The following is a 23,548-nucleotide window of genomic DNA, read 5'->3' on the forward strand; positions in this document are numbered from 1 at the left end:
TGTATTAAGGATTTGAAATGGGTTTTTTAACGGTAAGGTTTTGTGCATTTTTGACTTTATCTTTCATTAAAGCCAGTTCAATTACTTCTTTCATTTCTGTAACGTAATGGAATTGAAGGTCTTTGATGTAATCTTCCTTGATTTCAAGAATGTCCTTTCTGTTCGATTTGCACAAAATGATCTCTTTGATGTTCGCTCGTTTGGCAGCCAAGATTTTCTCTTTGATGCCTCCAACTGGTAAAACCTTTCCACGTAACGTGATTTCGCCTGTCATGGCTAAATTCGATTTTACTTTACGTTGTGTAAATGCAGAAGTTAAAGCAGTAAGCATGGTAATCCCAGCTGATGGGCCGTCTTTTGGTGTTGCACCTGCAGGAACGTGAACATGCACATCATATTGATCAAATAATGCATTATCGATGCCGAAAAGATCAGCATGGGCACGGATGTAAGCCAAGGCAATTACTGCCGACTCTTTCATCACTTCGCCCAAATTACCAGTCAAGGTCAATTTTCCTTTTCCTGGACTTAAACTCGCCTCGATAAATAAAATGTCTCCACCAACTTGTGTCCAAGCTAAACCTGTTACTACACCTGCTACTTCATTGCCCTCATATAGGTCTTTGTCGTAAATAGGAGCGCCCAATATACGTTCTACATCACTTAATTGTAAGGTAGGCTCATATTCTTCATCCATGGCAATTTTGGTAGCAATACCGCGTACCAACGAACCGATTTTCTTTTCAAGGCCACGTACGCCACTTTCACGGGTATAATCTTCGATTACCTTTTCAATCAGCGAACTTTTTAAGTTGATGTCCTTGTTTTTTAGGCCATGCTGTTCCTTTTGTTTAGGTAACAGGTATTTTTTAGCAATCTCGATTTTTTCTTCAATGGTATAACCGTTCACCTCGATGATCTCCATACGATCTAAAAGCGCCGGTTGTATAGAACTTAAGGAGTTGGCCGTTGCAATGAACAATACATTCGATAAGTCGTAATCAGCTTCTACATAATGGTCGTTAAAGGCATTGTTCTGTTCTGGATCCAAAACCTCTAATAAAGCCGAAGAAGGGTCTCCTCTAAAATCAGAACCCACTTTGTCGATCTCATCCAATACAAAAACAGGATTAGAAGCACCAGCCTTTTTGATAGACTGGATGATACGGCCCGGCATGGCGCCAATATATGTTTTTCTGTGTCCACGAATTTCAGCTTCATCTCTGATACCACCTAAGGCCATGCGCACATATTTGCGGTTGATCGCTTTTGCGATAGACTTGCCTAAAGATGTCTTTCCAACACCCGGAGGGCCAACCAGACAAAGAATAGGTGCTTTCATGTCTCTTTTCAACTTCAATACAGCTAAATATTCGATCATCTTTTGTTTAACTTTTTCCAAGCCAAAATGGTCTTTATCCAAAATGCGTTGGGCACGTTTAAGGTCGAAATTGTCTTTGGTAAAATCGTTCCAAGGCAAATCTAACAACAGTTCCAGGTAATTCATCTGTATTGAATAATCTGGCGCAGCAGGGTTCATCCTTCCTAATTTTTCCAACTCTTTACCAAAATGGTCGCCTACAGACTTTGCCCACTTTTTCTTTTTGGCACGTGCTTGTAATGCTTCAAACTCGATGTCCGAAGAATTTCCACCCAGTTCTTCTTGTATGGTTTTTAACTGTGCGTTTAAGAAATAATCGCGTTGTTGTTTGTCAAGATCGGTACGAACTTTTGATTGGATCTGGTTTTTAAGTTCCAACATCTGTAGTTCGGTAGTTAAGAGCTCCATCACCATTTCGGCGCGTTTGCGCAGGTTGCCCATTTCCAACATCTTTTGCTTGTCAGCTACATCTGCATTCATGTTAGAAGAGATGAAATTGATCAAGAAAGAAGTACTCTCAATGTTTTTTAAAGCGATTCCAGCTTCGCTAGGGATGTTTGGAGAAAGTTGGATGATCTGTGACGACATTTCCTTTATGGAAGCCACCAAGGTCTTAAATTCTTTATCCGCTTTATGTTTTGTTTCGGTAAATTTTGCAATGATCACCTTGATATAAGGTTCTGATTGAACTTCTTCTACCAATTGAAAACGTTGTTTACCTTGGATGATCACTGTGGTGTTTCCATCAGGCATCTGTAGCATTTTAATGATCTGCGCTACTGTACCTACGCTGTTCAACTGTTCAAAAGTTGGGTCCTCAATAGATACATCACGTTGAGAAACCACACCGATGATCCTATCACCTTTATAGGCTTCTTTGATTAGCTTGATGGATTTATCCCTACCTACGGTAATTGGAATAACAACTCCTGGAAATAAAACCGTGTTTCTAAGTGGTAGTATTGCTAAGATTTCCGGAGTTTCTTCGTTGTTCATTTCATCTTCGTCTTGTTGAGACATCAATGGGAAGAACTCAGTATCTTCATTTATCATTGGTAGTGCGTGACTAAAATCAAATTGATCTTGTTTACTCATTAATTGGGCCTTTTTAATTATATATTAACGACAAACTGACAGCCTTGCCGCAATAAAAGTATAAATCTAGTATTAAGGGTTATATTTTCAACTCTTGTGCCAAAAATAGAATAGCTGTAAATGTCTGTTAAAAAGTCAGCCTTAAAAAATTATAAGGCTCAATATATCATATTTTATTAAATTAGCGTTTACCTTAATATTTGCAAATGGTATGATAGTTGTATATTAGCTACCAGTAAGTATAGCAATGACTATAAACATACGCTCTGAAGAAGATTTTGCAACTGTTAACTAAAAAAACGCTGAATGGATTATCTAAAAAAAACATTTCTATTATTATTTGTGATTTCGACTTCTACCTCTTCTTTTGCGCAAAGCAATTTTGAGAAAATGGGGAAACAGGCCTGGATGAACGGAGATTATAAAACCGCCGTTGTCCAATTGGAAAAAGCAGATGCCGCTGACCAGAATAATGCAAATGTTTTAAAAATGTTGGGCTACTCTTATTTCCAATGTTCGGATTTTGAAAACTCTATCGCTGCCTATAGCCGTCTGATCACTTTAAAGCCTAATGATTACTCAGCTTATTACTATAGAGGCAAAGCCCGATTGAATATTGCCAATGCTCCTAAAGAAGCACTCAATCAGATGAGAGAGAATTTTTATACTTCGGCCATCAAAGATTTTAGTAAAGCGATTGAAATCAATGGTGAAGAAGATGTACAGATCCTCCAAAATAGAGGTCTGGCTTATAAAGATTATGCCATCTTTAAATCTTATAAGGTTAAAAAAGCCCCTGAGAAAACAGCTTGTGTGGCCATTTTTAACAATTCAATTGCTGATTTTCAAAAGGTTTTGACCGTACAGCCTTTAAGAAAGGACATCATTAACTGGGTCGATTATGTAAAGGCTCAGGTAGCAAGTTTAAAATAACTTAAAGAATAAAAAAAAGCCCTTTAGCAAAACGCTAGAGGGCTTTTTTTATTTAAATTTTCCGGTAATCTGATATTTCTTCTCGTCCATGAGTTTGATGCTTTGTATCTTTTTGATCTGATATAAACTATCTGGATAATAACTCAAGGTATCTTTGGAAGTGTAAAGGTTGTTGGTATTGGTTACAAAAATCTTGATCGCCTTTATTTTTTCATTTTGATAAACCACTTCTACTTTCTTAACAGAAATCTTATCGCTGTTAGACGTATAGGTAGTTATACTGTCGCTTTTTACTGTATTGAAGGCACCTTTCCAGGAAGCTTTATTGATATCGGAAGAGATAAACGAATCAAATTCCTTTTCCCAGTTGGTAATGGTGATTTTCTTTTCTTCCATTTTCCCATTTACCATTACAATCTTATCAACTGGCAAATTGGCCTTTGTTAGTCTTGCGGCTTCTCCTTTAAAGTAGCCTGATACATCAAAATAGGTTTTGCTGTTCAGCTTGTCCTGTTCTTTAAAAGTACAGGCACTGCAAAAGATAAGTAAAGCATATAAAGTCAATTTCCTCATTATGCCAAACAATTTCCGGTCATGATCTTGGAATAGCGATGCCCATAATTTTTAAGATGGTAGGGGCAATGTCTCCTAATTTTCCATCTGCAATGTTTTTGTAATCGTTATCAATCAAAATACAAGGAACCAAATTGGTTGTATGGGCTGTATTTACAGAACCATCTGCATTGATCATGTATTCGGAGTTGCCGTGGTCGGCAAGAATGATGAACGAATACCCATTGGCAATTCCTGTTTTAACCACTTGTTCGGCACAGGCGTCGGCTGTTTCAACGGCTTTAACTACAGCATCAAAAACACCTGTATGGCCAACCATGTCTGGGTTTGCAAAGTTTAGGCATACAAAATCTGGCCAGCCGCTTTCCAGTTCTTTGGTAATCGCCTCGGTGATGCCAGCCGCACTCATTTCTGGTTGCAGATCATAGGTAGCTACTTTTGGTGAAGGAACTAAAATGCGCTTTTCATTTTCAAATTCTTTTTCCCTGCCTCCAGAAAAGAAGAAGGTAACGTGAGGGTATTTTTCAGTTTCTGCAATCCGGATCTGGTTTTTATGGTTGGTCTCCAAAACCTCACCCAGCGTGTTAGAAAGGTCGTCTTTTGTAAAAACAACATTTACGCCTTCAAAACTTTCATCGTAGGTGGTCATGGTTACATAATACAATGGCAGTTTTTGCATGCCAAAGTCTGGGAAATCTTTTTGGCTTAAGGCCGTAGTGATCTCTCTTCCCCTGTCTGTTCTATAATTGAAGCAGATCACCACATCGCCCGCTTTAATGGTTGCGGTTGGTGTACCATCTGCATGGGTAATGACAATAGGTTTGGTAAACTCATCGGTTATGCCTTCGTTATATGATTGCTGAATGGCATTTTCGGCATTTGTAGCCTTTTCGCCAATGCCATTGACCATGAGGTCGTAGGCCAATTTAACCCTTTCCCAACGGTTATCTCTATCCATTGCATAATAGCGTCCGATCAAGCTTGCAATTTTACCTGTTGAAGTTTTGAGGTGTTGGTCTAAGCTATTGATAAAACCAAATCCAGCATTTGGATCGGTATCTCTTCCATCCAAAAAGGCATGGATAAATACATCTTTTAGCCCTTTTTCATTGGCTGCATCACACAATGCCTTTAAATGGTTGATATGTGCGTGAACACCGCCATCAGAAACCAATCCGATGAAATGAACAGCTTTATGATTGTCTTTTGCATAGTTGAAAGCGTTGACCAAAACCTCATTGTTGTGCAATGTTCTGTCAGTTATCGCCTTATTGATTCTTCCCAACTCTTGATAAACGACCCTTCCAGCTCCTAGGTTCATGTGCCCCACTTCAGAATTGCCCATTTGTCCGGCAGGTAAACCAACCGCTTCTCCAGATGCTTCCAATTTAGAGTTGGGGTAATTTTTAAGCATCGAGTCAAAAAATGGAGTATCGGCTATATATGCAGCATCAGATTGGTCTTTTTTTCCGTAGCCCCAGCCATCAAGGATCAGTAGTACTAGTTTTTTAGCTTTCATTTAATCATCTAATTATGGAAATGGTAAACAAATTTAAACGTTGTTATGGATTTAAAAATGATTCGTTTACTATACAAATATAAACCTAAAACGCGCTTTAACGCAAAATTTTTACATATTATGATTTGTAAGTGGCATAATTTTGGCTTGTATATTTTATAGTTTGACTACACACATAATGAAACCATTACTTGCGTTGCTGCTATTGTTAGTGCATTTCCCGTTAAATCATATAATGCAGGCAGATATTGTTGATGATTTAGCCCTAAATTTCAAAACGGGAAATTCGAAAGAGATTGCGAAAAACTTTGCGCCGTCTGTAGAATTGATCATGATTGATCAAGAAGATGTCTATAGTAAAGTACAGGCAGAACAGATTCTGAAAGATTTTTTCGTTAAAAATGCACCTTCTAAAACGGGCATCATCCATCGTGTAAACACCAATCCAAGTTGGCGTTTGGCTATTCTATCCTTGACTACAAAAAATGGAAAGTTCAGGGTAACGATTACGATGAAAGTAAATAAAGCATCTAATAGTTTGCTAATCACAGAATTACGTATTGAAGCCGATAAGGAATAACTAAATTCCTGTTATTTTTCTAATTTTGTAAGAAAAATACTGCTTTGGACAAAAAAATAGTAGACCTCTTTATCAAAAATGCGATTGCCGAAGATGTAGGCGATGGAGACCATACTTCGCTTTCTACCATACCTGCAGGCACTCAGGGCAAGGCCAAACTGATTGTTAAGGAAGATGGGATTTTAGCTGGTGTTGAATTGGCCTTAGAGATCTTTAACCAAATAAGTACCTTCTTTAAAAGTTGATGTACTTTTAACTGATGGCACTCCAATAAAATATGGAGAAATTGCTTTTACAGTAGAAGGATCAACACATTCGATTTTATTGGCCGAAAGATTAGTGCTGAACTGTATGCAGAGGATGAGCGGTATTGCCACAAAAACCAATCGCATTGTTCAGTTGTTAAAGCCTTATCAGACAAAGGTATTGGATACACGTAAAACAACACCAGGTTTAAGATATTTAGAGAAATGGGCTGTAGTAATTGGGGGTGGAGTAAACCATAGGATTGGTTTGTATGATATGATCTTGATCAAAGACAATCATGTAGATTATGCCGGAGGGATTGCCAATGCCATTCAAGCAGCCAACAATTATCTTAAAAACAACAGTAAGAAGTTGGCGATAGAGATTGAGGTAAGGAACATGGATGAACTGAAACAAGTGCTTGCAGAGGGAAATGTAGATAGGGTCATGCTTGATAATTTTGAACTTCCTTTATTGAAAACGGCTGTTGACTTGATCAATGGACGATTTGTTACAGAAGCATCTGGAGGGATAGTAGAAGAGAATGTAGTACAATATGCTGCTTGTGGCGTTGATTATATTTCTATGGGTGCTTTAACCCATTCGGTTAAAAGTTTAGTCTGAGCCTAAAAGCATTTTAATCCTTATGTTTTACCATCTGGAATCTTAATTTTTAGTATAATTGTAGGTAATGATTTCGATCTATTCCATTTCAGCGCTAATATTTGCGTATCTTCTTGGTTCAATACCTACGGCAGTATGGTTAGGTCAAGCGTTTTATGGCGTAGATGTAAGAGAGTATGGCAGTGGTAATGCTGGAGCTACCAATACCTTCAGGGTTTTGGGCAAAAAGGCTGGAATTGCTGTAATGTTGATTGATATCTTTAAAGGATATACTGCCACCAATCTGGCCTATCTCATAGGTTTATCCGTTACTGGTCCTCAAAATTCAGCTCAATTTGTAAACTATCAATTGGCTTTGGGCGTAATTGCCGTAATGGGCCATTTGTTCCCGATTTTTGCTGGTTTTAGAGGTGGAAAAGGGGTTGCTACTTTATTTGGAATGGTGTTGGCCGTTAGATTTGAGGCGGCAATGATCTGCGTACTGGTGTTTGTGGTGATTTTATTGGCCACCAAATATGTTTCCCTGAGTTCTATCTGTGCTGGTTTTGCTTTCCCGATCAGTATTGTATTTGTGATCCAATCTTCTATCAAATCGGAAGTGTTATATGGGACCTGCGTGTGTTTGCTAATTTTGGTTACCCATCAAAAAAACCTGGAACGATTGCTCAAAGGGAAAGAATCAAAAGTTTACCTGTTTAAAAAGAAACAAAATTAGAACTTTATTGTTGATGAATGGATGGAGGATACCAAAGCCCTTCTTACTAAGATAAAATTAACGAAATGAAAAAAATAATGATTATAGGTCTTGCTACAGGTTTGTTGGCAATATCTTCTTGTTCTACAGTACCATTAACGGGTAGAAGTAGATTAAGCTTAATAGATGATAGTCAGTTGCAACAACAAGCGGCTGTTGGGTATTCTCAATTGTTAAGTGACCCTAAAACGAAAGTGGTCTCGAGCAATTCAGTAGAAACACAACGTGTAAAAAGGATTGGAGCCAATATAGCTGCTGCGGTTACGCAGTACATGAATGCCAATGGATATGGCGATCAGAATCAAAGGCTACAAATGGGAGTTTAATTTGATTGAAAGTCCTGAAATCAATGCTTGGTGTATGCCAGGAGGAAAAGTAGCGGTTTATACCGGGATTTTAAAGATTACTAAAGACGATGCTGGTTTAGCTACCGTAATGGGACACGAGATTGCACATGCCATTGCGCAACACTCGGCAGAACGAGCTTCGCAGATGACAGTTGCCCAAGTGGGTGGTGGTCTTGCTGGTGCTGCAGTTGGTAATAAATCAGAAAGTACACAGGCGATTGTGAACCAGTTGTATGGCATTGGTGCACAAGGTTTATATGTTTTGCCAAACTCGCGCAAGCAAGAGCTGGAAGCTGATAAAATGGGTCTTTCTTTTATGGCGATGGCAGGGTATAACCCACAAAATGCAGTTGGGTTTTGGCAGAGAATGGCAGCTGCAAGCGAAGGTGCACAGAAACCCCCAGTATTTTTAAGTACCCACCCTACAGATGAGTCTCGTATCGCACAGAATCCAAGAGATCTACCTGAGGCTATGAAATATTATAAAAAATAAGATAAGCTGAGTTTTATAAAGATTAAAGGCGAAAGATGCTATAAAGAATAGTGCCTTTCGCCTTTTTGGTTATATAATTGAACGATAGTAGAATTTACTTCGAAATTAAGAAGTGTAACAGTAGCCTGATCTTGACGAACAATAGGTATCAATGTCATTCCAGCAGGTAATGTACCAAACTGGACTGGTGTAGGTCCATTCGCCTACACTGCCACTGCATACTCCACGTCTAACCGAGGGACCACCACCACTACCATCACCGTTGTCAAACGAATCATCTACACCACCTCTAACTTCTTTTAGTTCATCTCTACTTAAGGATTTTGCATTGGCAAAATTTCCTTCATTTGATTTTTTCATTTTTTAAGATTTAGGTTTAGTTAATACTAAATGAATTTACAAAAATCTTATCAAAACAAAAATACTTTCTGATAGTCAGTTGGTTACTGTTTTTTAACTGCGAGATGGCATTAATTTGAATAAAGCGATACTTAATTTAAAGAATTGTTTTATACACCAGCAAGTACTTTCATGATTGCCGAAGCTTTGAGTAGGCATTCCTCATATTCGTCTTCTGCTTTGGCGGCATAGGTAATGGCACCACCAACTTGAAAAGATAAGTATTGTTGCTTGGCATGATATAAGATGGTACGGATGACGACATTGAAATCAAAATCGCCAGTTGGACTGATACAACCAAAAGAACCAGAAAAAGCTCCTCTTTTACTTTTTTCGTAAGTATCAATCAGTTCCATCGCTCTTATTTTTGGTGCACCGGTCATTGATCCCATTGGGAATGTATTTTTGATGGCATCAATTAAATGGATATCAGGATCCAATTCACAACTAATGGTTGATATCATCTGGTGCACTTGCGGAAAGCTATAGATTCCAAACAATTCGTCAACTTTAACGGTACCCTGTATGGCACTTTTGGTCAGGTCGTTTCTTACCAGATCAACAATCATTACATTTTCTGCCTGTTCTTTGATGCTAGATTTTAGCATAGCTTTGATCTGTTCATCCTCTGCCATGTCTATACTTCTTTTGGCGGTACCTTTGATGGGTTGGGAAATCAGGCGATTGCCACGTTTACACAAAAAACGTTCTGGTGTGGCCGACAAAATGTAGTGGTCATCAATTCTAAAAAATCCTGAAAAGGGGGTGGGAGAGAGTTTGTTTAAAGCTCGATAGGTAGCCAATGGGTTGATTGAAGCATGATTGGCAAAAAACTCTTGGCAAAAATTGACTTCATAAATATCACCCCTTTTGATGTGCGACTGCAATTGATTGATGGTTTCGATATAGGATGTTTTGTCAAACCTGCTTTCGATGTTCAAAACAACTTTGTGCTCAGTGGCATCAAGTTCAATCTGATGGATCCTGGTCAATAATTGCAGGATCTCCCTTAAGAATCGTAAACGAATCTCCTTGTATGGCAATCAAGTTTTCTGGTACAAAAAAGAACAGGTCTGGAAAATCAAGCTGATCGGTATGTGTAGAGCTTAAGTTTTCTATTTCGTTCTTCAGCTCATAACTTAATAAACCAAACATCCAATCTTGATGTGTTTCATAAAAAGATTTTAACGCAGTAAACGCACTTGTTGCCTTTTCTTTTAATTGATGTTGGGCATTGACTGCAATCAAACAATCATATTGCGAATAAGGGTCGTTATAATGGTTAGAGTCCAAGCAACAGCATACTTCAAATGAAGCTGCCCATTGCATCGCTTTTTCCTTAAATAAAGAAATTTCAGTTTTATCCATTTGCTGCGGCAAAGGTAAATATTGTAGGCTTAGTTAGCATAATGAATTTATGTTATATCTTAATTGATATGGAGAACAGTACCTTTGCATCGCCATTTGAACTGCAAATGCACAATCTATTAGATGGTGAATATTTATTTAAGAATTGCCGAAGGTCAGGTCCAGCACTTCAAATATTTTTTCCTTGCTTAAAGGTTTTGATAGATAGTAAGTAAAGCCTGCGGTCAAGATCTTCTCTTTATCCTCTGGCGAAGAATAAGCGGTATTAGCAATTACAGGTATGGTTTGGTTAAAGGTTCTGATCAGTTGAAAGGCTTCAAACCCATTCATGATGGGCATTTTGATATCCATAAAAATCAGGTCAATAGCAGGGTTTTCCTTACAGATATCAACAGCTATTTTGCCATTCACGGCTCTGATCGTGTGGTATTTTTTAAGCTGTAATATTTTTTCCAGCAAGAGGAAGTTGATGTCATCATCTTCCGCAATCAGTATGGTTTTATGACCGTTTCTTTCAACTTTATGATTCGTTTTTTGTACAACTGCAACGGGTATTGTGGTGTCGTATACCAAGGGGATATTCAAAGAAAAAGTGGATCCAATCCCTATGGTCGATTTCACATCTATCGTACCGCCTAATAATTCTATATATGCCTTTGTGATAGACAGACCCAGGCCTAAGCCACCTGATTCGATGGAGAAATCATTTTCAATTCGCCTAAACCGATCAAAGATCAGTTTTATATTGGTCTCATCTATACCCAATCCTGAATCTTCAACCCATATTTTGATGAGTTTTGCTTCTTCGTTTACGGCATAGCCAATATTGATATGACCCTGTTTGGTAAATTTAATGGCATTGGTAATCAGATTGGTCAGAATTTGTTTGAGCTTGGTCTCATCCATCAAAATATTCGTCTTTACATTTTTTGTGGTTTTAATGATGGAGAAATCTATATTTTTTTCTTTAGGGATGGTGACCTTGTTGGTGTGGTAGACTTCTGAAATACACTTATCTAGGTCTAGACTCTTGTAGTTGGGGATGACTTGCTGAGAGTCTATCTTAGACATTTCAAGAAGATCTTCAATGATAGAAATCAGATTTTTTCCACTTTTTCTGATGATGTCCAGGTATTCGGTTTTATCATACTGATTTAGACTCTCATCATTAAGTAGATCGCTGAAACCTATAATGGCGTTCATCGGTGTTCTGATCTCATGAGATAAGTTTGCCAGAAATGCCGATTTTAAATTGTCACTTTCTTCTGCTCTTTGCTTGGCAATCTCGAGTTGTTTCCGTTGCTTATTGTTTTCCTCAAACAGGTTACCGATGTATACAAATTCACCATGCGATTTTTTAAGCAGCGCCATCGAGTGCTCGTCTTTTGTCTCTAAACTATTGGTAATCAGTTTTAATGGTTTGTAGACCATCTCCTATAATAATATAAGTAGATTAAAAGATTGAAAATTGTGGCGATGATGATAATGCCAAGTATCTTTTTCGTGTTATCGAAATTCAGGTTAAAGGCACGTTCAAAATGGATTTTTGCAATTGTTTTTCCCGCCCAGTCTTTTAGGTTCAGGTTAACATTGATAGAGTTTCTGGCATTGGAGGTAACGTAGTCTTTAGGGACCAAGCTAATGGCTGAACTACTGATTTTTTCCAGATTTTCGATGAAACCTTTATCCATTAGCCTTGCCATAAAAAAATAACCAGATGGTTGGTATTTGTTCTTTTTTGGGTCGTCCGATGGATGTATGGTCGCTCCAAAAATCTCTATCATGCCTTCGGGCACACGTTTGTAAAAACGGATGAGTTTGGTTTGATGGAGCTGTTCAAATGCTGCTTTAGGTATAAAATCTGTCGTTCTAAATTTTGGGGAAGACGTGCTTGAGATTTTTTTGCGTTCAAGATCAAATACACCAATATAATCAACTTCATAAGTGCTAAACTCACCTTCAATATAGTCTTTGTACCAGGTATTGTTTCTGGTCTGTACAAATGTAACCAGCTCATCCCAAAAGGTAACATCAACAATAGAAGCCAAGTGCGTTTTAGAGTTTAACTGGAAGATAGACCCAACTTCTTTTGTATATTCTGTAGAGGCTGCTATATAAACTTCTTTTTCCTGTTTTAAGGTATAGAAATAAAGAAATAGGTAAAGTAGAAAAAACAAAGTACTTGTACCTATGATCAATAACAATAGTCGATAATAAGTATTAAGATTAGCGAGTAGCCTCATTAATTCAAGCTTTTATTTTATTAAATATAACATATTATTGTCTCATTTTTGATAAGAGTTGGCCCATAAAATAAAATCCCCTTGAACTTGCTTCAAGGGGATTTTATTTTAGTCGAATCTATATGGCTTGTTAACTATTTCAAAGTTAAAGTTTGAGTTCTATCTGGTCCAACAGAAAGGTATTTGATCGGAACTTCTAACTCTTTTTCCAAAAATGCAATATAATCTGCCAACTGACTAGGATCTGCGTAGTTGAAGTGATTTTGGTTAAATCTGTTTTCCAACCTTCAATTGCCTTTAATACTGGTTTTGGTTGGATAGAGATGATGTCGTATGGCATATAATCAATTGTTTCGCCATTATACTCATAATGTGTACAAGCATAAATGGTGTCGAATCCGTCCAATACATCAGCTTTCATCATGATCAACTCTGTTACACCATTCAACATGATCGCATATTTTAAAGCCGGTAGATCAATCCATCCACAACGACGGGCCCTACCTGTAGTTGCACCAAATTCATGGCCAACCTGACGAAGATTTTCTCCTATTTCATTGTCCAATTCGGTAGGGAAGGGACCTCCACCTACACGGGTGCAATAGGCTTTGAAAATACCATAAACATCACCCACTCTATTTGGCGCAATACCTAAACCGGTACATGCACCAGCAGTTGTAGTGTTAGAAGAAGTAACAAAAGGGTAAGAGCCAAAATCAACATCTAATAAAGTGCCTTGCGCACCTTCTGCCAATACTTTTTTACCTTCTTTTAAATAGCCATTTACAAAATGTTCGCTATCTACATGCGGAATGTTCTTGATAAACTCAATGGCTTCAAAAAATGCAGCCTCTTTTTCAGTTAGATCATATTCAAACTCGTAATGAGAAAGAATCTCTTTGTGTTTCTCTACCAGTTTATTGTAACGTGCCCTAAAATCTGGTAAAGTGGTATCGCCAACACGTAGACCATTGCGGCCAGTTTTGTCCATATAAGTAGGGCCAATTCCTTTTAACGTATAATCCAATTTTACCAGCACCCATTTTCTGCTCATTTGCAGCATCTAATAATTGGTGTGTAGGTAAGATCAAGTGCGCTTTACGGGCAATTACCAATTTACCTGTAGCAACTGGGTCGTGTCCAGCTTTTTTTAGGTTATCTAACTCTCTTTTTAAAATAATAGGATCAATTACTACACCATTTCCGATAAGGTTCATTGTTTTTTCATTGAAAATTCCAGAAGGTATGGTATTCAATACAAACTTTTTGCCGTCGAACTCTAAAGTGTGGCCAGCGTTTGGACCGCCTTGAAAACGGGCTATCATATCGTATTGTGGACTTAGTACGTCAACAATTTTACCTTTACCCTCGTCGCCCCATTGCAGGCCTAGTAGTACATCTACTTGCGTCATTATTTTAAATTAAAGAATAGAAAGATTATATATTTTTAGATAATTAATTAGAAGCTGGTTGTTTTTGCGTAGCATGCGCCTTGATGGTGGCTGCGGCACTACAGTCGAAACATACGCCATAAAGATTTAAGGAATGGTGTTTAATGTCAAACTTCAACAAATCACCTACCATGCTTTGAATTTGATGGATACGAGGGTCGCAAAATTCTACTACTTTACCACAATCGATGCAGATCACATGGTCGTGTTGGTGGTAACCATAAGATTTTTCGAATTGCGCCATGTTTTTGCCAAACTGGTGTTTGGTTACCAAATCACATGATACCAATAATTCTAAAGTATTGTAAACCGTAGCTCTGCTTACGCGGTACTTTTGGTTTTTCATATGGATATAGAGCGTCTCTACATCGAAATGGTCATCTCTAGAATAAATTTCTTCTAAAATGGCAAAACGCTCAGGGGTTTTTCTTAAGTTTTTGTTTTCGAGATAGGCTTCGAATATTTTTCTAACCAACTCACTCGTATTCTGTTCAGACATAGTTTTAAACTCCTTTCCAAAGGTAGGTAAAATTGTTAAATTGTGCTAGTGTTCTGATGCTCAATTGTTGAAATGTTGTAAAGTTATGTTTATAGTCAGTAAGTCAACAAGTCCGTAAGTCGGGAAGTTAACAAGTCCGTAAGTTGGGAAGCCCAAGGTTGAGGGTTTGTTAACTCATAACTAAAAACGGCCAACTGATAACTACAAACTATTTAAGCGTCAAATCTTGTTACACCCGTTACGCCCTTAACTTCTAACAGGTTTTTGATCAGGTTATCCAAATGGTCTTTGTCATTTACAAACACTTTGATCGATCCATCAAAAATCCCGTCATTGGTATCTACTGTGATTGATCGCATATTTACCTTAAAATCATTCGAAATAACCTTGGTAATGTTATTGATCAGTCCAACATCATCAATGCCAATAATGTGTAATCCCGTTAAGAAGGTTAATTCTTGTTGCTTGTTCCATTTTGCTTTTACCACCCTATAGCCATAATTGGCCATCAACTGGGCGGCATTAGGGCAATTGGTACGATGGATTTTGATCCTTCACTTACCGTTACAAAACCAAAAACATCATCTCCAGGTATTGGATTGCAGCAAGCAGCTAAAGTATAATCTATTTTTTGTAGGTCTTCACCAATCAACAAGATATCTGATTCTGGACCTTTAACCTTATTTAATAAGGCTTCAATGTGTTGTCCGTCATTGTTTCTTTCAGTTCCCCTATTTTCGATCTCTTTTCGCTGGCAAGGTAATCTTTTAGGTCTTTTAACTCGATTTTTCCATTGGCTACAGCGATGAAAAGATCTTGTGTAGATTGAAGTTTGAAGAAATAAGTAAGTTTATTTAAGTTATCGGTATTGTAGGTAATCTTTAGCGATTTAAGCTTGCGTTCTAATGTCTCTTTACCAGTTTCCGCAATTTTTCTCTTCTCCTCTTTTAAAGATGACTTGATTTTTGATTTAGCCTTTGCCGTTACCACGATGTTGAGCCAATCTTCCTTAGGTACCTGTTTGCCAGAAGTAATGATTTCTACCTGGTCGCCATTTTGTAGTTTGTAAGAAAGTGGCACTAATTTATGGTTTACCTTGGCGCCAATACATTTGGCTCCTACATCTGTATGGATTTCGAAAGCAAAATCTAAGGCCGTTGCGCCCAGTGGTAGTTGTAATAAAGCCCCTTTTGGGGTAAAAATGAAGATCTCGTCAGAGAAGAGGTTCATTTTAAAATCATCTAGGAAATCAAAGGCATTGGCTTCGGGGTTGCTCAGCATTTCCCTTACTTTTTGGATCCATTGGTCTAAGCCATTGTCAATGCTTGATTCTTTATATTTCCAATGTGCGGCAAATCCTTTCTCAGCAATTTCATTCATTCGTTGGGTACGGATCTGCACTTCTACCCATTGGCCTTTCGGGCCCATTACGGTGGTGTGCAGCGATTCATAACCATTCCCTTTGGGCGATGAAACCCAGTCTCTTAAACGGTCTGGATTTGGACGGTACAAGTCGGTAACAATAGAATAAGCTTTCCAACAATCTGCCTTTTCGTGTTCTGGTGCACTATCCAAAATGATCCGGATGGCAAAAAGGTCGTATACCTCTTCAAAAGGGATGTTCTTCTTCTTCATTTTGTTCCATATCGAATGGATTGATTTTGGACGGCCATAAAGATTGGCGACTAGACCTTGTTCGGCCAGAATCTCACTGATTGGCTCTACAAACGTTTTGATAAACAAGTTCCGTTCGGCCTTTTTTTCATTGAGTTGGGTGGCGATGTATTTGTATGTATCAGGTTCCAGATACTTCATCGAAAGGTCTTCCAACTCAGATTTGATGGCATATAGACCCAAACGGTGGGCCAAGGGTGCATAGAGGTAAATGGTTTCAGAGGCAATCTTTAATTGTTTTTGCCTAGGCATAAAATCCATGGTCCGCATGTTGTGCAAACGATCGGCCAATTTGATCAAAATTACACGTACATCATCCGCTAAGGTCAAGAGCATCTTTCTGAAATTCTCTGCCTGTAGTGAACTATTGTAGTCAAAAACACCAGATATCTTGGTCAGTCCATCGATCATCTTGGCGGTCTTTTTACCAAATTCTCTTTCAATATCCTCTAAGGTGATGTCTGTATCTTCTACCACATCATGCAATAAGGCACATACAATAGAAGTGGTTCCTAAGCCAATTTCTTCGGCCGCGATTTGTGCAACGGCAATAGGATGATATATATAGGGCTCTCCAGATTTACGGCGCATATCTTTATGGCTCTCCAATGCCATTTCGAAAGCTTTGCGGATCTCCTTTTTATCTCCCTTTTGTAGGGTAGATTTTGATGCCCGCAACAATGCCCGATATCTTTTTAAAATCTCCTGCTTCTCTGCCTCAATATCAATCACTAAAGTATTCTTCATTTGTTTTTTCTAGGTAAAATTATCGTATTTTAAATAATAAAAGATTATATTCGAATGTAGGTAAAACGAATATATAAAATTAGCGTTAACTTTGTATAGGCATAAATTTATGAAATTTTATAGACTCTTTATTCTGTTTATTGTCATGATTGCTTGTAACGAGGTAAAAGCGCAGGAGAAACTTCCTGGTGTGATCTACCCTGTACTAGGTAAAAATGATACCATAAGGGTAATGTCAACTGTTGACAACGGTTACATGATTCCTTTCTTTATTCTTGATGAAATTGTAGTTTTTGGTACCAGAACCTTTAAATCTGTAGCGGATCAAGCTGCTTATAATAGATTAAGGTACAATGTAATGAAGGTGATGCCCTATGCCAAGTTTGCCAAAGCGAGATACGAAAAGCTGGAACGGGATTTAGCCGTTACACCAGATAAGAAAGAGCAGAAGAAATTGGTAAAAGACTGTGACAAGAGATCAAGAACATGTTCAATACCGAAATCAAAGAATTGACCATTACTCAAGGTCAGATATTAACCAAATTAATTGATCGAGAAGTTGGAAGAACCACTTATGACATTGTCAAGCAAACAAAAGGTGGGTTTGCAGCGTTCTCTTATCAATTAGTGGCTAGAGTTGTTGGTCATAATTTAAAAACAACCTACAGCGCTACAGAAGATAGAGACATTGAGGCAATCATTGTCAATTCTGGTTATTATCAATAAAAGCATGAATTCTACTCCAACCATCTACCCATTTAAAGTCAAATTATTAAATGGTAAAGAAAAAACTTTGTCCGATTATAAAGGAAAAGTACTATTGGTAGTCAATACAGCATCTGGCTGTGGTTTTACCCCTCAACTACAGGAACTTCAAGATTTACGAACGGAGTATGCTGAACAAGGTTTTGAAGTTTTAGGTTTTCCATCGAATGATTTTGGGAGGCAAGAACCTTTGGATGGGCAAGCGATCAATGAGTTTTGTGAAGTGAATTATGGTGTTAAATTTCCAGTATTCGAAAAAATAATGGTGAGGGGAGCACAAGCACACCCACTGTATAAATTTTTAAGTGATAAGAAACTGAATGGACATGTAAATTCATCGCCAAGATGGAACTTCCATAAATATCTGGTCAACAAAAATGGAGAGGTAGTTGATTATTTTTATTCTTTTACCAAGCCAAGTTCTTCAAAGGTGAAAAAGAAAATCCAACGCCTGTTGGATGAGGCCAATATTGGTAAAGCTGCCAAGGCCAATGAAAAATTAAATATAGAGAAATAAACAAACATGAAGTTAGATATACTTGTTTTTGCGGTACACCCTGATGATGCGGAATTGGGTTGTTCAGGAACGTTATTGAAGCACATTGCAGATGGCAAAAAAGTTGGATGATTGATTTTACCCGTGGTGAACTCGGTACCCGTGGATCTGCAGAAATTAGAGATAGAGAAGCGGCCGATTCGGCCAAGATCTTAGGCCTGCACGTACGTGAAAACCTGAAATTGAGAGATGGGTTTTTTAAAAATGATGAGCAACACCAATTGGAACTCATTAAAATGGTACGTAAATACCAACCAGAAATTGTATTGACCAATGCCTTGCATGATAGGCATCCAGACCATGGCAGGGCAGGAGATTTGGCAAATGACGCCATTTTCTTATCTGGACTAAGAAGGATAGAAACTCAGCTTGATGGTGTTGCACAAACTGCATGGCGACCAAGACTGGTTTTGCAATATATCCAAGACCGTTATATTGAACCTGATGTGATCATAGACATTACTGATTTTATGGAGACCAAATTGGCGGCAATCAGAGCCTTTAAAACACAATTTGATAGTCCTGATAACAAAGAGCCACAAACCTATATTTCATCGCCAGAGTTTTTGGAGGCTGTAATTTCGAGGGCCCGCGAATTTGGTAAGAGTGTTGGGGCCACTTATGCAGAAGGTTTTACTTCCAGAAAACTGCTGGGAGTTGATAGTCTATTCAACTTAAGATAGCTTGCTTAGCAAATCAAAAGGCCGACCTTCATTTGAGGGTCGGCCTTTTTTGTTAAATTATATCAGCCAATTAATAACCAGGGTTTTGAACCAAGTTTTTGTTGGCATCTCTTTCTCGTTGTGGAATTGGAAAAACAAGCGAATTTGCATTCCAGGCCAATGAGCCTATATTGGTTTGTGTACGTTTGGCATCATGCAAAGAAGCCCCTTCGAAAGCAAGTTCCAATTTTCTTTCATTCAATATATCCGCCAACGTTGCTGAAGTGGTGGTTAAGCCAACCCTGTCTCTTATCGTAGTTAGATCCGCTAATGGCGTTTGTCCACCGATCGGTGCCGCAGGTGCTAAACGTTGGTTGCATTCTGCTCTGATCAAGTACATTTCTGCCAATCTGATGATTGAAACATTGCCATAAATATTGGCATATTTAGCAGTATACATTGCGCCTTCATCATCATAAAAACTATTGATTCGGTCATCTGCAGGGTCATAGGTGGCATCTATCCAATCTTGAGAAATTACAGCTTCACCTCTTCCTCCATAAGTAGAAGATCCATAAAACTCATTAAAGCCATTAAAGCCAGTTAATGTAGTTACCTGTATGGCAAATACGTCTTCAGTTGTATTTACACCAGCAGTTGCACCCATCACAGGAAATGCTTTTGCATAAGTGGTGGTTAAACTATAGTTGTTAGAAGAAATTACACGATTGGCTGCAGCTCCAGCCTTTGCATAATCGCCCATCTGCAAATAAAGTTTGGCCAACATACCTGCGGCAGAAAACTTGGTGGCAAAAAAGCCATTTGTAGCAGGTAATTTTGCTTCTGCATCCGTTAGGTCGGCAATTGCCTGCGCATACACCGCTGCAACGTTTGCCCTACTTACATAACTGGCTTCTGTAACGCTTGTAGTTGGGGTAAGCACAATCGGAACACCAAGATTGGTTGTAGGGTTCCCATCATTATAGGCTTTTCCAAACAATCTCACTAAATCAAAGTAAACAGCGCCTCTAATAAACTTTGCTTCGCCTTCTATTCTGTTCTTTTTAGCGGCATCCACCTTGTCAAGCGCACTTAGCACATTGTTCACATCATTGATGGTGGTATAACCACTTTGCCAAACATTGTCAACAAAGGTATTGGTGTTTAATAAAGATTTATTGATGGTTTGGGTCAATTCCTCAAAAGTTCCACCCCATTCTATGGCATTGGTATTGGCCAGAAAATCAGCCATTAACAAAGGCCTACCACCATAAAAATTCCTACTAGCGAGCGCCGAGTACGACCCAACCAATGCAGCCTCTACATCTTTTGAGGTGAGTAGAGCCTTACCTTGCTCAATGTCATCAACTGGGTTGATTTCAAGTGCTTTTTTGCATGATGTTGCGGTGATGACCAACAGCATTGATGCAAATATTAATCGATATAAATATGTATTTTTCATGATCTGTTCTTTTTACGTTATAGGCCAATGTTGATACCAAATGAAATTACCCTTGGTTGTGGAGCTGAATAAAAATCGACCCCTTGATTGATATTTGTAGCTTGATAATCAGCATTTACCTCTGGATCCCATCCTTTATAGCGGGTAAATGTGGCTAGATTTTGGGCAGTTGCAAATACCCTCAATTTGCTCAACCTCATCTTGCCTAAAACATTTGCAGGGAAATTATAGCCTAATGTCAATGTTTTTAGTCGGATGTAAGAGCCATCAGAGATGTATCTGGTCGAATTTCCACCACCATTGCCAGTTCCCAAACGGGGCTCAGGAACATCGGTAATGTCACCTGGTTTGTCCCAATATTTCATTTGGTCCGTTGTTTGGTTATCGTAACCACCTGATCCATTTGCGCTCATGTATTGGCCACCTGAGTTGAAGATCTTATTGCCTTGTACACCTTGGAAGAAGATATTCAAGTCGAAGTTTTTGAAGGAAAGGTTATTGCCTAATCCGAAAATATATTTTGGATTGGGATTTCCGGCAAATATCCTTTGAGCCTGGTTAATATCTGTAGTGGTTCCTCTGTTTACATTGCCATTGGCGTCTTTTGTATTCAGATAGTATAATGCATCGCCATTGGCAGGTACTACACCCGCATACTCAGGTAAATAAAATACACCAATCGGTTGTCCGGCAATAGCGGCATTGATCTCGTTGCCATTTAATACCTGTCCGCCTAAATCGGTGATCTTGTTTTGGTTATAAGATGCGGTTAAGCTGGTAGACCATTTGAATGCCCCTGTAAGGTTTTCGCTATTCAGTCCCAATTCAACCCCATTGTTGGTCAGTTTTCCTAAATTTTGTGTCCTGATTGAAAAACCAGTGGTTTGAGGTACCGGTGCGTTCAACAGCAGGTCATTTGTATTTTTCTTGTAATAGTCAAAACTACCTGTAAGCCTGTTGTTCAAGACTCCAAAATCTAGACCAATATCCAGTTGTTTTGTTTTTTCCCAAGTTAGATCTGGATTGGCAATCTGGTTAGGAATTTGACCTGGAATGCCTCCATAAGCTCCAGTACCACTAAATAGACCACGTGCAGAGTAGTTGCCGATTTCTGCATTTCCTGTTAAACCATAACTTACCCTCAGTTTCAACAAGCTGATATTTTCGTTTGATTTTAAGAAATCCTCTTCTGATATGATCCAGCCTAATGATCCTGCTGGGAAAACACCATACCTGTTGTTTGCCCCAAAACGTGACGAACCATCGGCCCTCACACTAAAACCAATCAGGTATTTGTCAGCATATTTATAGTTTGCTCTAAAGAAATAAGATAAAAAGCTGAATGCGTTTTCGTTGCTGGTTGCAGTAACCTTGGTGGCTGCACTTTCTAATTTTTTATAGGCATCACTCGGGAAACCCGTACCAGTAATGGTACTGAACTTTGAAGTTGCTTTTTGATAACTCCCCCCTAAAATGGCATCAAATTTACCTCTACTTCCAATATTGCTATTGTAGCTGAAATAATTGTTGGTATTCGCATTGATCACGAATGTAGAAATGTTGTCGCCGTTTCCGTCGCTGTTGCCTGTATTCCTAAAAGTTAAAGAGCCATAATAACTCTCTTCGTTTTGGTTAAGGTTGTCGATAGAGAAGTCGGTACTAAATTTCAAGCCCTTTGCGATATTTACATTGGCAAAAACCTTACCTATGGTACGGTATACGGTTGCTTTATAAAAAGCATTACCAATGGATATCATAGGGTTATAGTACAAAGGATAGTTAGATGCAGATCCTGGTAAAGTACCGCTGATCAAGCCTGATCGGGGATCAATAAATGGAGTGATTGGCGAAAGTGCCACTGCCTGTAATGGACTTGAAAAGGCATTGTCGTTTGAAAGTCTGTTGTTGATACTATTGGAGAAGTTGATATTGGCACCTACCTCAATAAAATCATTTACCTTGGTCGTTACATTTAACCTTCCGTTATATCTTTTATAACTATTGCCAACCAAAATGCCTTTTTGGTCTAGGGCTTGCCCTGCAATGTAAAATTTGGTCTTTTCGTTACCACCTGTCAAGTTTAGGTCGTACTGCTGCATCGCTGGATTGTTCTGAAAAGCTGCGGCTTCCCAATCAGAGTTTACCTTGTAGGTCTGGTAATCATTATTGCCTGCCGAGTAACGGTTTAGTCTACCCTCTACAATCCCACTATAATAATCAAGTGCCTCTTGAAGTGTATCAAAATCTGGGTCGCTGGGGTCTTGATTTAAAAAATCCTGTTTGGCCCTACCTTGACCAGCTCTCCTCAGGTACTGGACATATTGTTGTGAGTTTAAGAATTCCCTATGGTTAGAAGGAGTGCTGATACCCCCAAGGGCATTAAAGCTGATTACCGTTTTGCCAACCTTACCCTGTTTGGTGGTAATGAGCACAACTCCATTGGAAGCACGTGCACCATAGATGGCAGAGGCTGATGCATCTTTTAACACCTCGATTGATTCAATGTCATTGGTATTGATATCGGCCAAGGCATTGGTTGGTGCAGTTGTACTGGATAAATCTCCTGAGGTAACAGGAATCCCATCTACAATATACAAAGGCTCGCTACCTGCTGTAACAGATGAGGCGCCCCTAACCCTTACGGTAATCCCCTGTCCAAGTTTTCCATTCTGCGAAGAGATCATTACGCCTGTAGCTTTACCTTGTAAAGCAGATTCGAAACTGGTAACCGGTAGGTTTTCGATGTCTTTTGATTTAACAGATGATTGTGCACCCACAACATCTCTCTTATTCAATGTACCGTAACCAATCACCACAACCTCGTTCAGGTTTGAAAGGTTCTCTTTTAAATTTACGTTGATGGTGGTCGAACTTCCAATCTCAACCTCTTTGTCCACATAGCTGATGTAACTAAATATGAGTGTTTTTGCAGTATTAGGTACGCTGATGGTATATGCACCTAATCTATCAGTTTGGGTGCCTAGGTTAGTTCCCTTAATTAATACACTTACACCAGGTAAGGCAACGCCAGCGGTATCGGTTACTTTTCCGCTGATTGTTCTGTTTTGGGCTAAAGCAATACTGCCCAGACTCAAAATCGTTGCAAATAGCAACAGTAGTTTTCTTTTCATAGCTTATTAGATTAATAATTAGTTGATTATGAATTTACTAAATGTT

At 38.6% G+C, this 23,548-nt stretch carries 17 protein-coding genes and 5 pseudogenes; 9 read left to right on the top strand and 13 right to left on the bottom strand.

The window, feature by feature from the left end; all coding sequences use genetic code 11:
- Positions 1 to 4: 4 nt before the first annotated feature.
- Complete coding sequence (gene lon, locus ACFJIZ_RS00200; protein WP_379089564.1) at positions 5 to 2,476, bottom strand: endopeptidase La; 2,472 nt, start codon at positions 2,474 to 2,476, stop codon at positions 5 to 7.
- Positions 2,477 to 2,782: 306 nt separating this feature from the next.
- Here lon and ACFJIZ_RS00205 point away from each other — a divergent pair, with 306 nt between their 5' ends.
- Positions 2,783 to 3,409 (top strand): tetratricopeptide repeat protein, encoded by a 627-nt coding sequence (locus ACFJIZ_RS00205; protein ID WP_379089565.1) that lies wholly within the window; start codon positions 2,783 to 2,785, stop codon positions 3,407 to 3,409.
- Positions 3,410 to 3,457: 48 nt separating this feature from the next.
- On the opposite strand, the gene ACFJIZ_RS00210 is transcribed toward ACFJIZ_RS00205, so the two are convergent.
- Both ACFJIZ_RS00210 and gpmI read right to left on the bottom strand, forming a co-directional pair.
- Positions 3,458 to 3,982, bottom strand: a complete 525-nt coding sequence (locus ACFJIZ_RS00210) for a hypothetical protein (protein WP_379089567.1) — start codon at positions 3,980 to 3,982, stop codon at positions 3,458 to 3,460.
- Between the two features lie 19 nt (positions 3,983 to 4,001).
- A complete protein-coding gene (gene gpmI, locus ACFJIZ_RS00215) occupies positions 4,002 to 5,501 on the bottom strand; it encodes a 2,3-bisphosphoglycerate-independent phosphoglycerate mutase (RefSeq protein ID WP_379089569.1) in 1,500 nt (499 codons plus the stop codon).
- A gap of 235 nt (positions 5,502 to 5,736) precedes the next feature.
- On the opposite strand from gpmI, the gene ACFJIZ_RS00220 reads away from it, so the two are divergent.
- The 5 genes and pseudogenes from ACFJIZ_RS00220 to ACFJIZ_RS00240 all read left to right on the top strand — a co-directional run bounded on the left by ACFJIZ_RS00220 (position 5,737) and on the right by ACFJIZ_RS00240 (position 8,545).
- On the top strand, positions 5,737 to 6,081 hold the full coding sequence (locus tag ACFJIZ_RS00220) for a DUF4783 domain-containing protein (RefSeq protein WP_379089570.1): 345 nt from the start codon (positions 5,737 to 5,739) through the stop codon (positions 6,079 to 6,081).
- Positions 6,082 to 6,125: 44 nt separating this feature from the next.
- Positions 6,126 to 6,968 (top strand): annotated as a pseudogene (gene nadC, locus ACFJIZ_RS00225) (carboxylating nicotinate-nucleotide diphosphorylase).
- A 50-nt stretch (positions 6,969 to 7,018) separates the two neighbouring features.
- A complete protein-coding gene (plsY, locus tag ACFJIZ_RS00230) occupies positions 7,019 to 7,666 on the top strand; it encodes a glycerol-3-phosphate 1-O-acyltransferase PlsY (protein ID WP_379089572.1) in 648 nt (215 codons plus the stop codon).
- Positions 7,667 to 7,731: 65 nt separating this feature from the next.
- Complete coding sequence (locus tag ACFJIZ_RS00235) at positions 7,732 to 8,031, top strand: hypothetical protein (RefSeq protein WP_379089574.1); 300 nt, start codon at positions 7,732 to 7,734, stop codon at positions 8,029 to 8,031.
- Positions 7,994 to 8,545: a M48 family metallopeptidase gene (locus ACFJIZ_RS00240; protein ID WP_379089575.1), complete on the top strand. Its 552-nt coding sequence runs from the start codon at positions 7,994 to 7,996 to the stop codon at positions 8,543 to 8,545. The genes ACFJIZ_RS00235 and ACFJIZ_RS00240 overlap by 38 nt, the downstream gene beginning before the upstream one ends.
- A gap of 105 nt (positions 8,546 to 8,650) precedes the next feature.
- Here ACFJIZ_RS00240 and ACFJIZ_RS00245 read toward each other — a convergent pair whose 3' ends face one another.
- From ACFJIZ_RS00245 to ACFJIZ_RS00280, 8 genes and pseudogenes are all read right to left on the bottom strand, one after another.
- Entirely contained in the window at positions 8,651 to 8,905 is a 255-nt protein-coding gene (locus ACFJIZ_RS00245; protein WP_379089577.1) for a hypothetical protein, read from the bottom strand.
- Between the two features lie 149 nt (positions 8,906 to 9,054).
- Positions 9,055 to 9,936, bottom strand: a complete 882-nt coding sequence (locus tag ACFJIZ_RS00250) for an anthranilate synthase component I family protein (RefSeq protein ID WP_379089579.1) — start codon at positions 9,934 to 9,936, stop codon at positions 9,055 to 9,057.
- Positions 9,914 to 10,312 (bottom strand): hypothetical protein, encoded by a 399-nt coding sequence (locus ACFJIZ_RS00255; protein ID WP_379089580.1) that lies wholly within the window; start codon positions 10,310 to 10,312, stop codon positions 9,914 to 9,916. The genes ACFJIZ_RS00250 and ACFJIZ_RS00255 overlap by 23 nt, the downstream gene beginning before the upstream one ends.
- A 138-nt stretch (positions 10,313 to 10,450) precedes the next feature.
- Positions 10,451 to 11,743, bottom strand: a complete 1,293-nt coding sequence (locus ACFJIZ_RS00260) for an ATP-binding protein (RefSeq protein ID WP_379089582.1) — start codon at positions 11,741 to 11,743, stop codon at positions 10,451 to 10,453.
- A complete protein-coding gene (locus ACFJIZ_RS00265) occupies positions 11,725 to 12,555 on the bottom strand; it encodes a CHASE4 domain-containing protein (RefSeq protein ID WP_379089583.1) in 831 nt (276 codons plus the stop codon). The genes ACFJIZ_RS00260 and ACFJIZ_RS00265 overlap by 19 nt, the downstream gene beginning before the upstream one ends.
- A gap of 134 nt (positions 12,556 to 12,689) precedes the next feature.
- Positions 12,690 to 13,967, bottom strand: a pseudogene (locus ACFJIZ_RS00270) (adenylosuccinate synthase).
- A 43-nt stretch (positions 13,968 to 14,010) separates the two neighbouring features.
- Positions 14,011 to 14,505 (bottom strand): Fur family transcriptional regulator, encoded by a 495-nt coding sequence (locus ACFJIZ_RS00275; protein ID WP_379089585.1) that lies wholly within the window; start codon positions 14,503 to 14,505, stop codon positions 14,011 to 14,013.
- Positions 14,506 to 14,717: 212 nt separating this feature from the next.
- Positions 14,718 to 16,926: pseudogene (locus tag ACFJIZ_RS00280) on the bottom strand (RelA/SpoT family protein).
- A gap of 256 nt (positions 16,927 to 17,182) precedes the next feature.
- Between ACFJIZ_RS00280 and ACFJIZ_RS00285 the strand changes: the two are divergent.
- The 3 genes and pseudogenes from ACFJIZ_RS00285 (at position 17,183) to bshB1 (ending at position 18,930) form a co-directional block, all read left to right on the top strand.
- A pseudogene (locus tag ACFJIZ_RS00285) lies at positions 17,183 to 17,652 on the top strand (DUF4294 domain-containing protein).
- A gap of 4 nt (positions 17,653 to 17,656) precedes the next feature.
- Positions 17,657 to 18,208 carry a glutathione peroxidase gene (locus ACFJIZ_RS00290; protein ID WP_379089587.1) on the top strand — a complete coding sequence of 184 codons (552 nt, stop codon included), beginning with the start codon at positions 17,657 to 17,659 and terminating at the stop codon, positions 18,206 to 18,208.
- A 6-nt stretch (positions 18,209 to 18,214) separates the two neighbouring features.
- Positions 18,215 to 18,930 (top strand): annotated as a pseudogene (bshB1, locus tag ACFJIZ_RS00295) (bacillithiol biosynthesis deacetylase BshB1).
- Between the two features lie 70 nt (positions 18,931 to 19,000).
- On the opposite strand, the gene ACFJIZ_RS00300 reads toward bshB1, so the two are convergent.
- Together ACFJIZ_RS00300 and ACFJIZ_RS00305 are read right to left on the bottom strand one after the other, a co-directional pair.
- On the bottom strand, positions 19,001 to 20,371 hold the full coding sequence (locus ACFJIZ_RS00300; RefSeq protein WP_379089589.1) for a RagB/SusD family nutrient uptake outer membrane protein: 1,371 nt from the start codon (positions 20,369 to 20,371) through the stop codon (positions 19,001 to 19,003).
- A gap of 17 nt (positions 20,372 to 20,388) precedes the next feature.
- Positions 20,389 to 23,502 carry a SusC/RagA family TonB-linked outer membrane protein gene (locus ACFJIZ_RS00305; RefSeq protein WP_379089591.1) on the bottom strand — a complete coding sequence of 1,038 codons (3,114 nt, stop codon included), beginning with the start codon at positions 23,500 to 23,502 and terminating at the stop codon, positions 20,389 to 20,391.
- Positions 23,503 to 23,548: the final 46 nt, after the last annotated feature.

The organism is Pedobacter sp. UC225_65 (assembly GCF_042698365.1).
GTDB lineage: Bacteria > Bacteroidota > Bacteroidia > Sphingobacteriales > Sphingobacteriaceae > Pedobacter.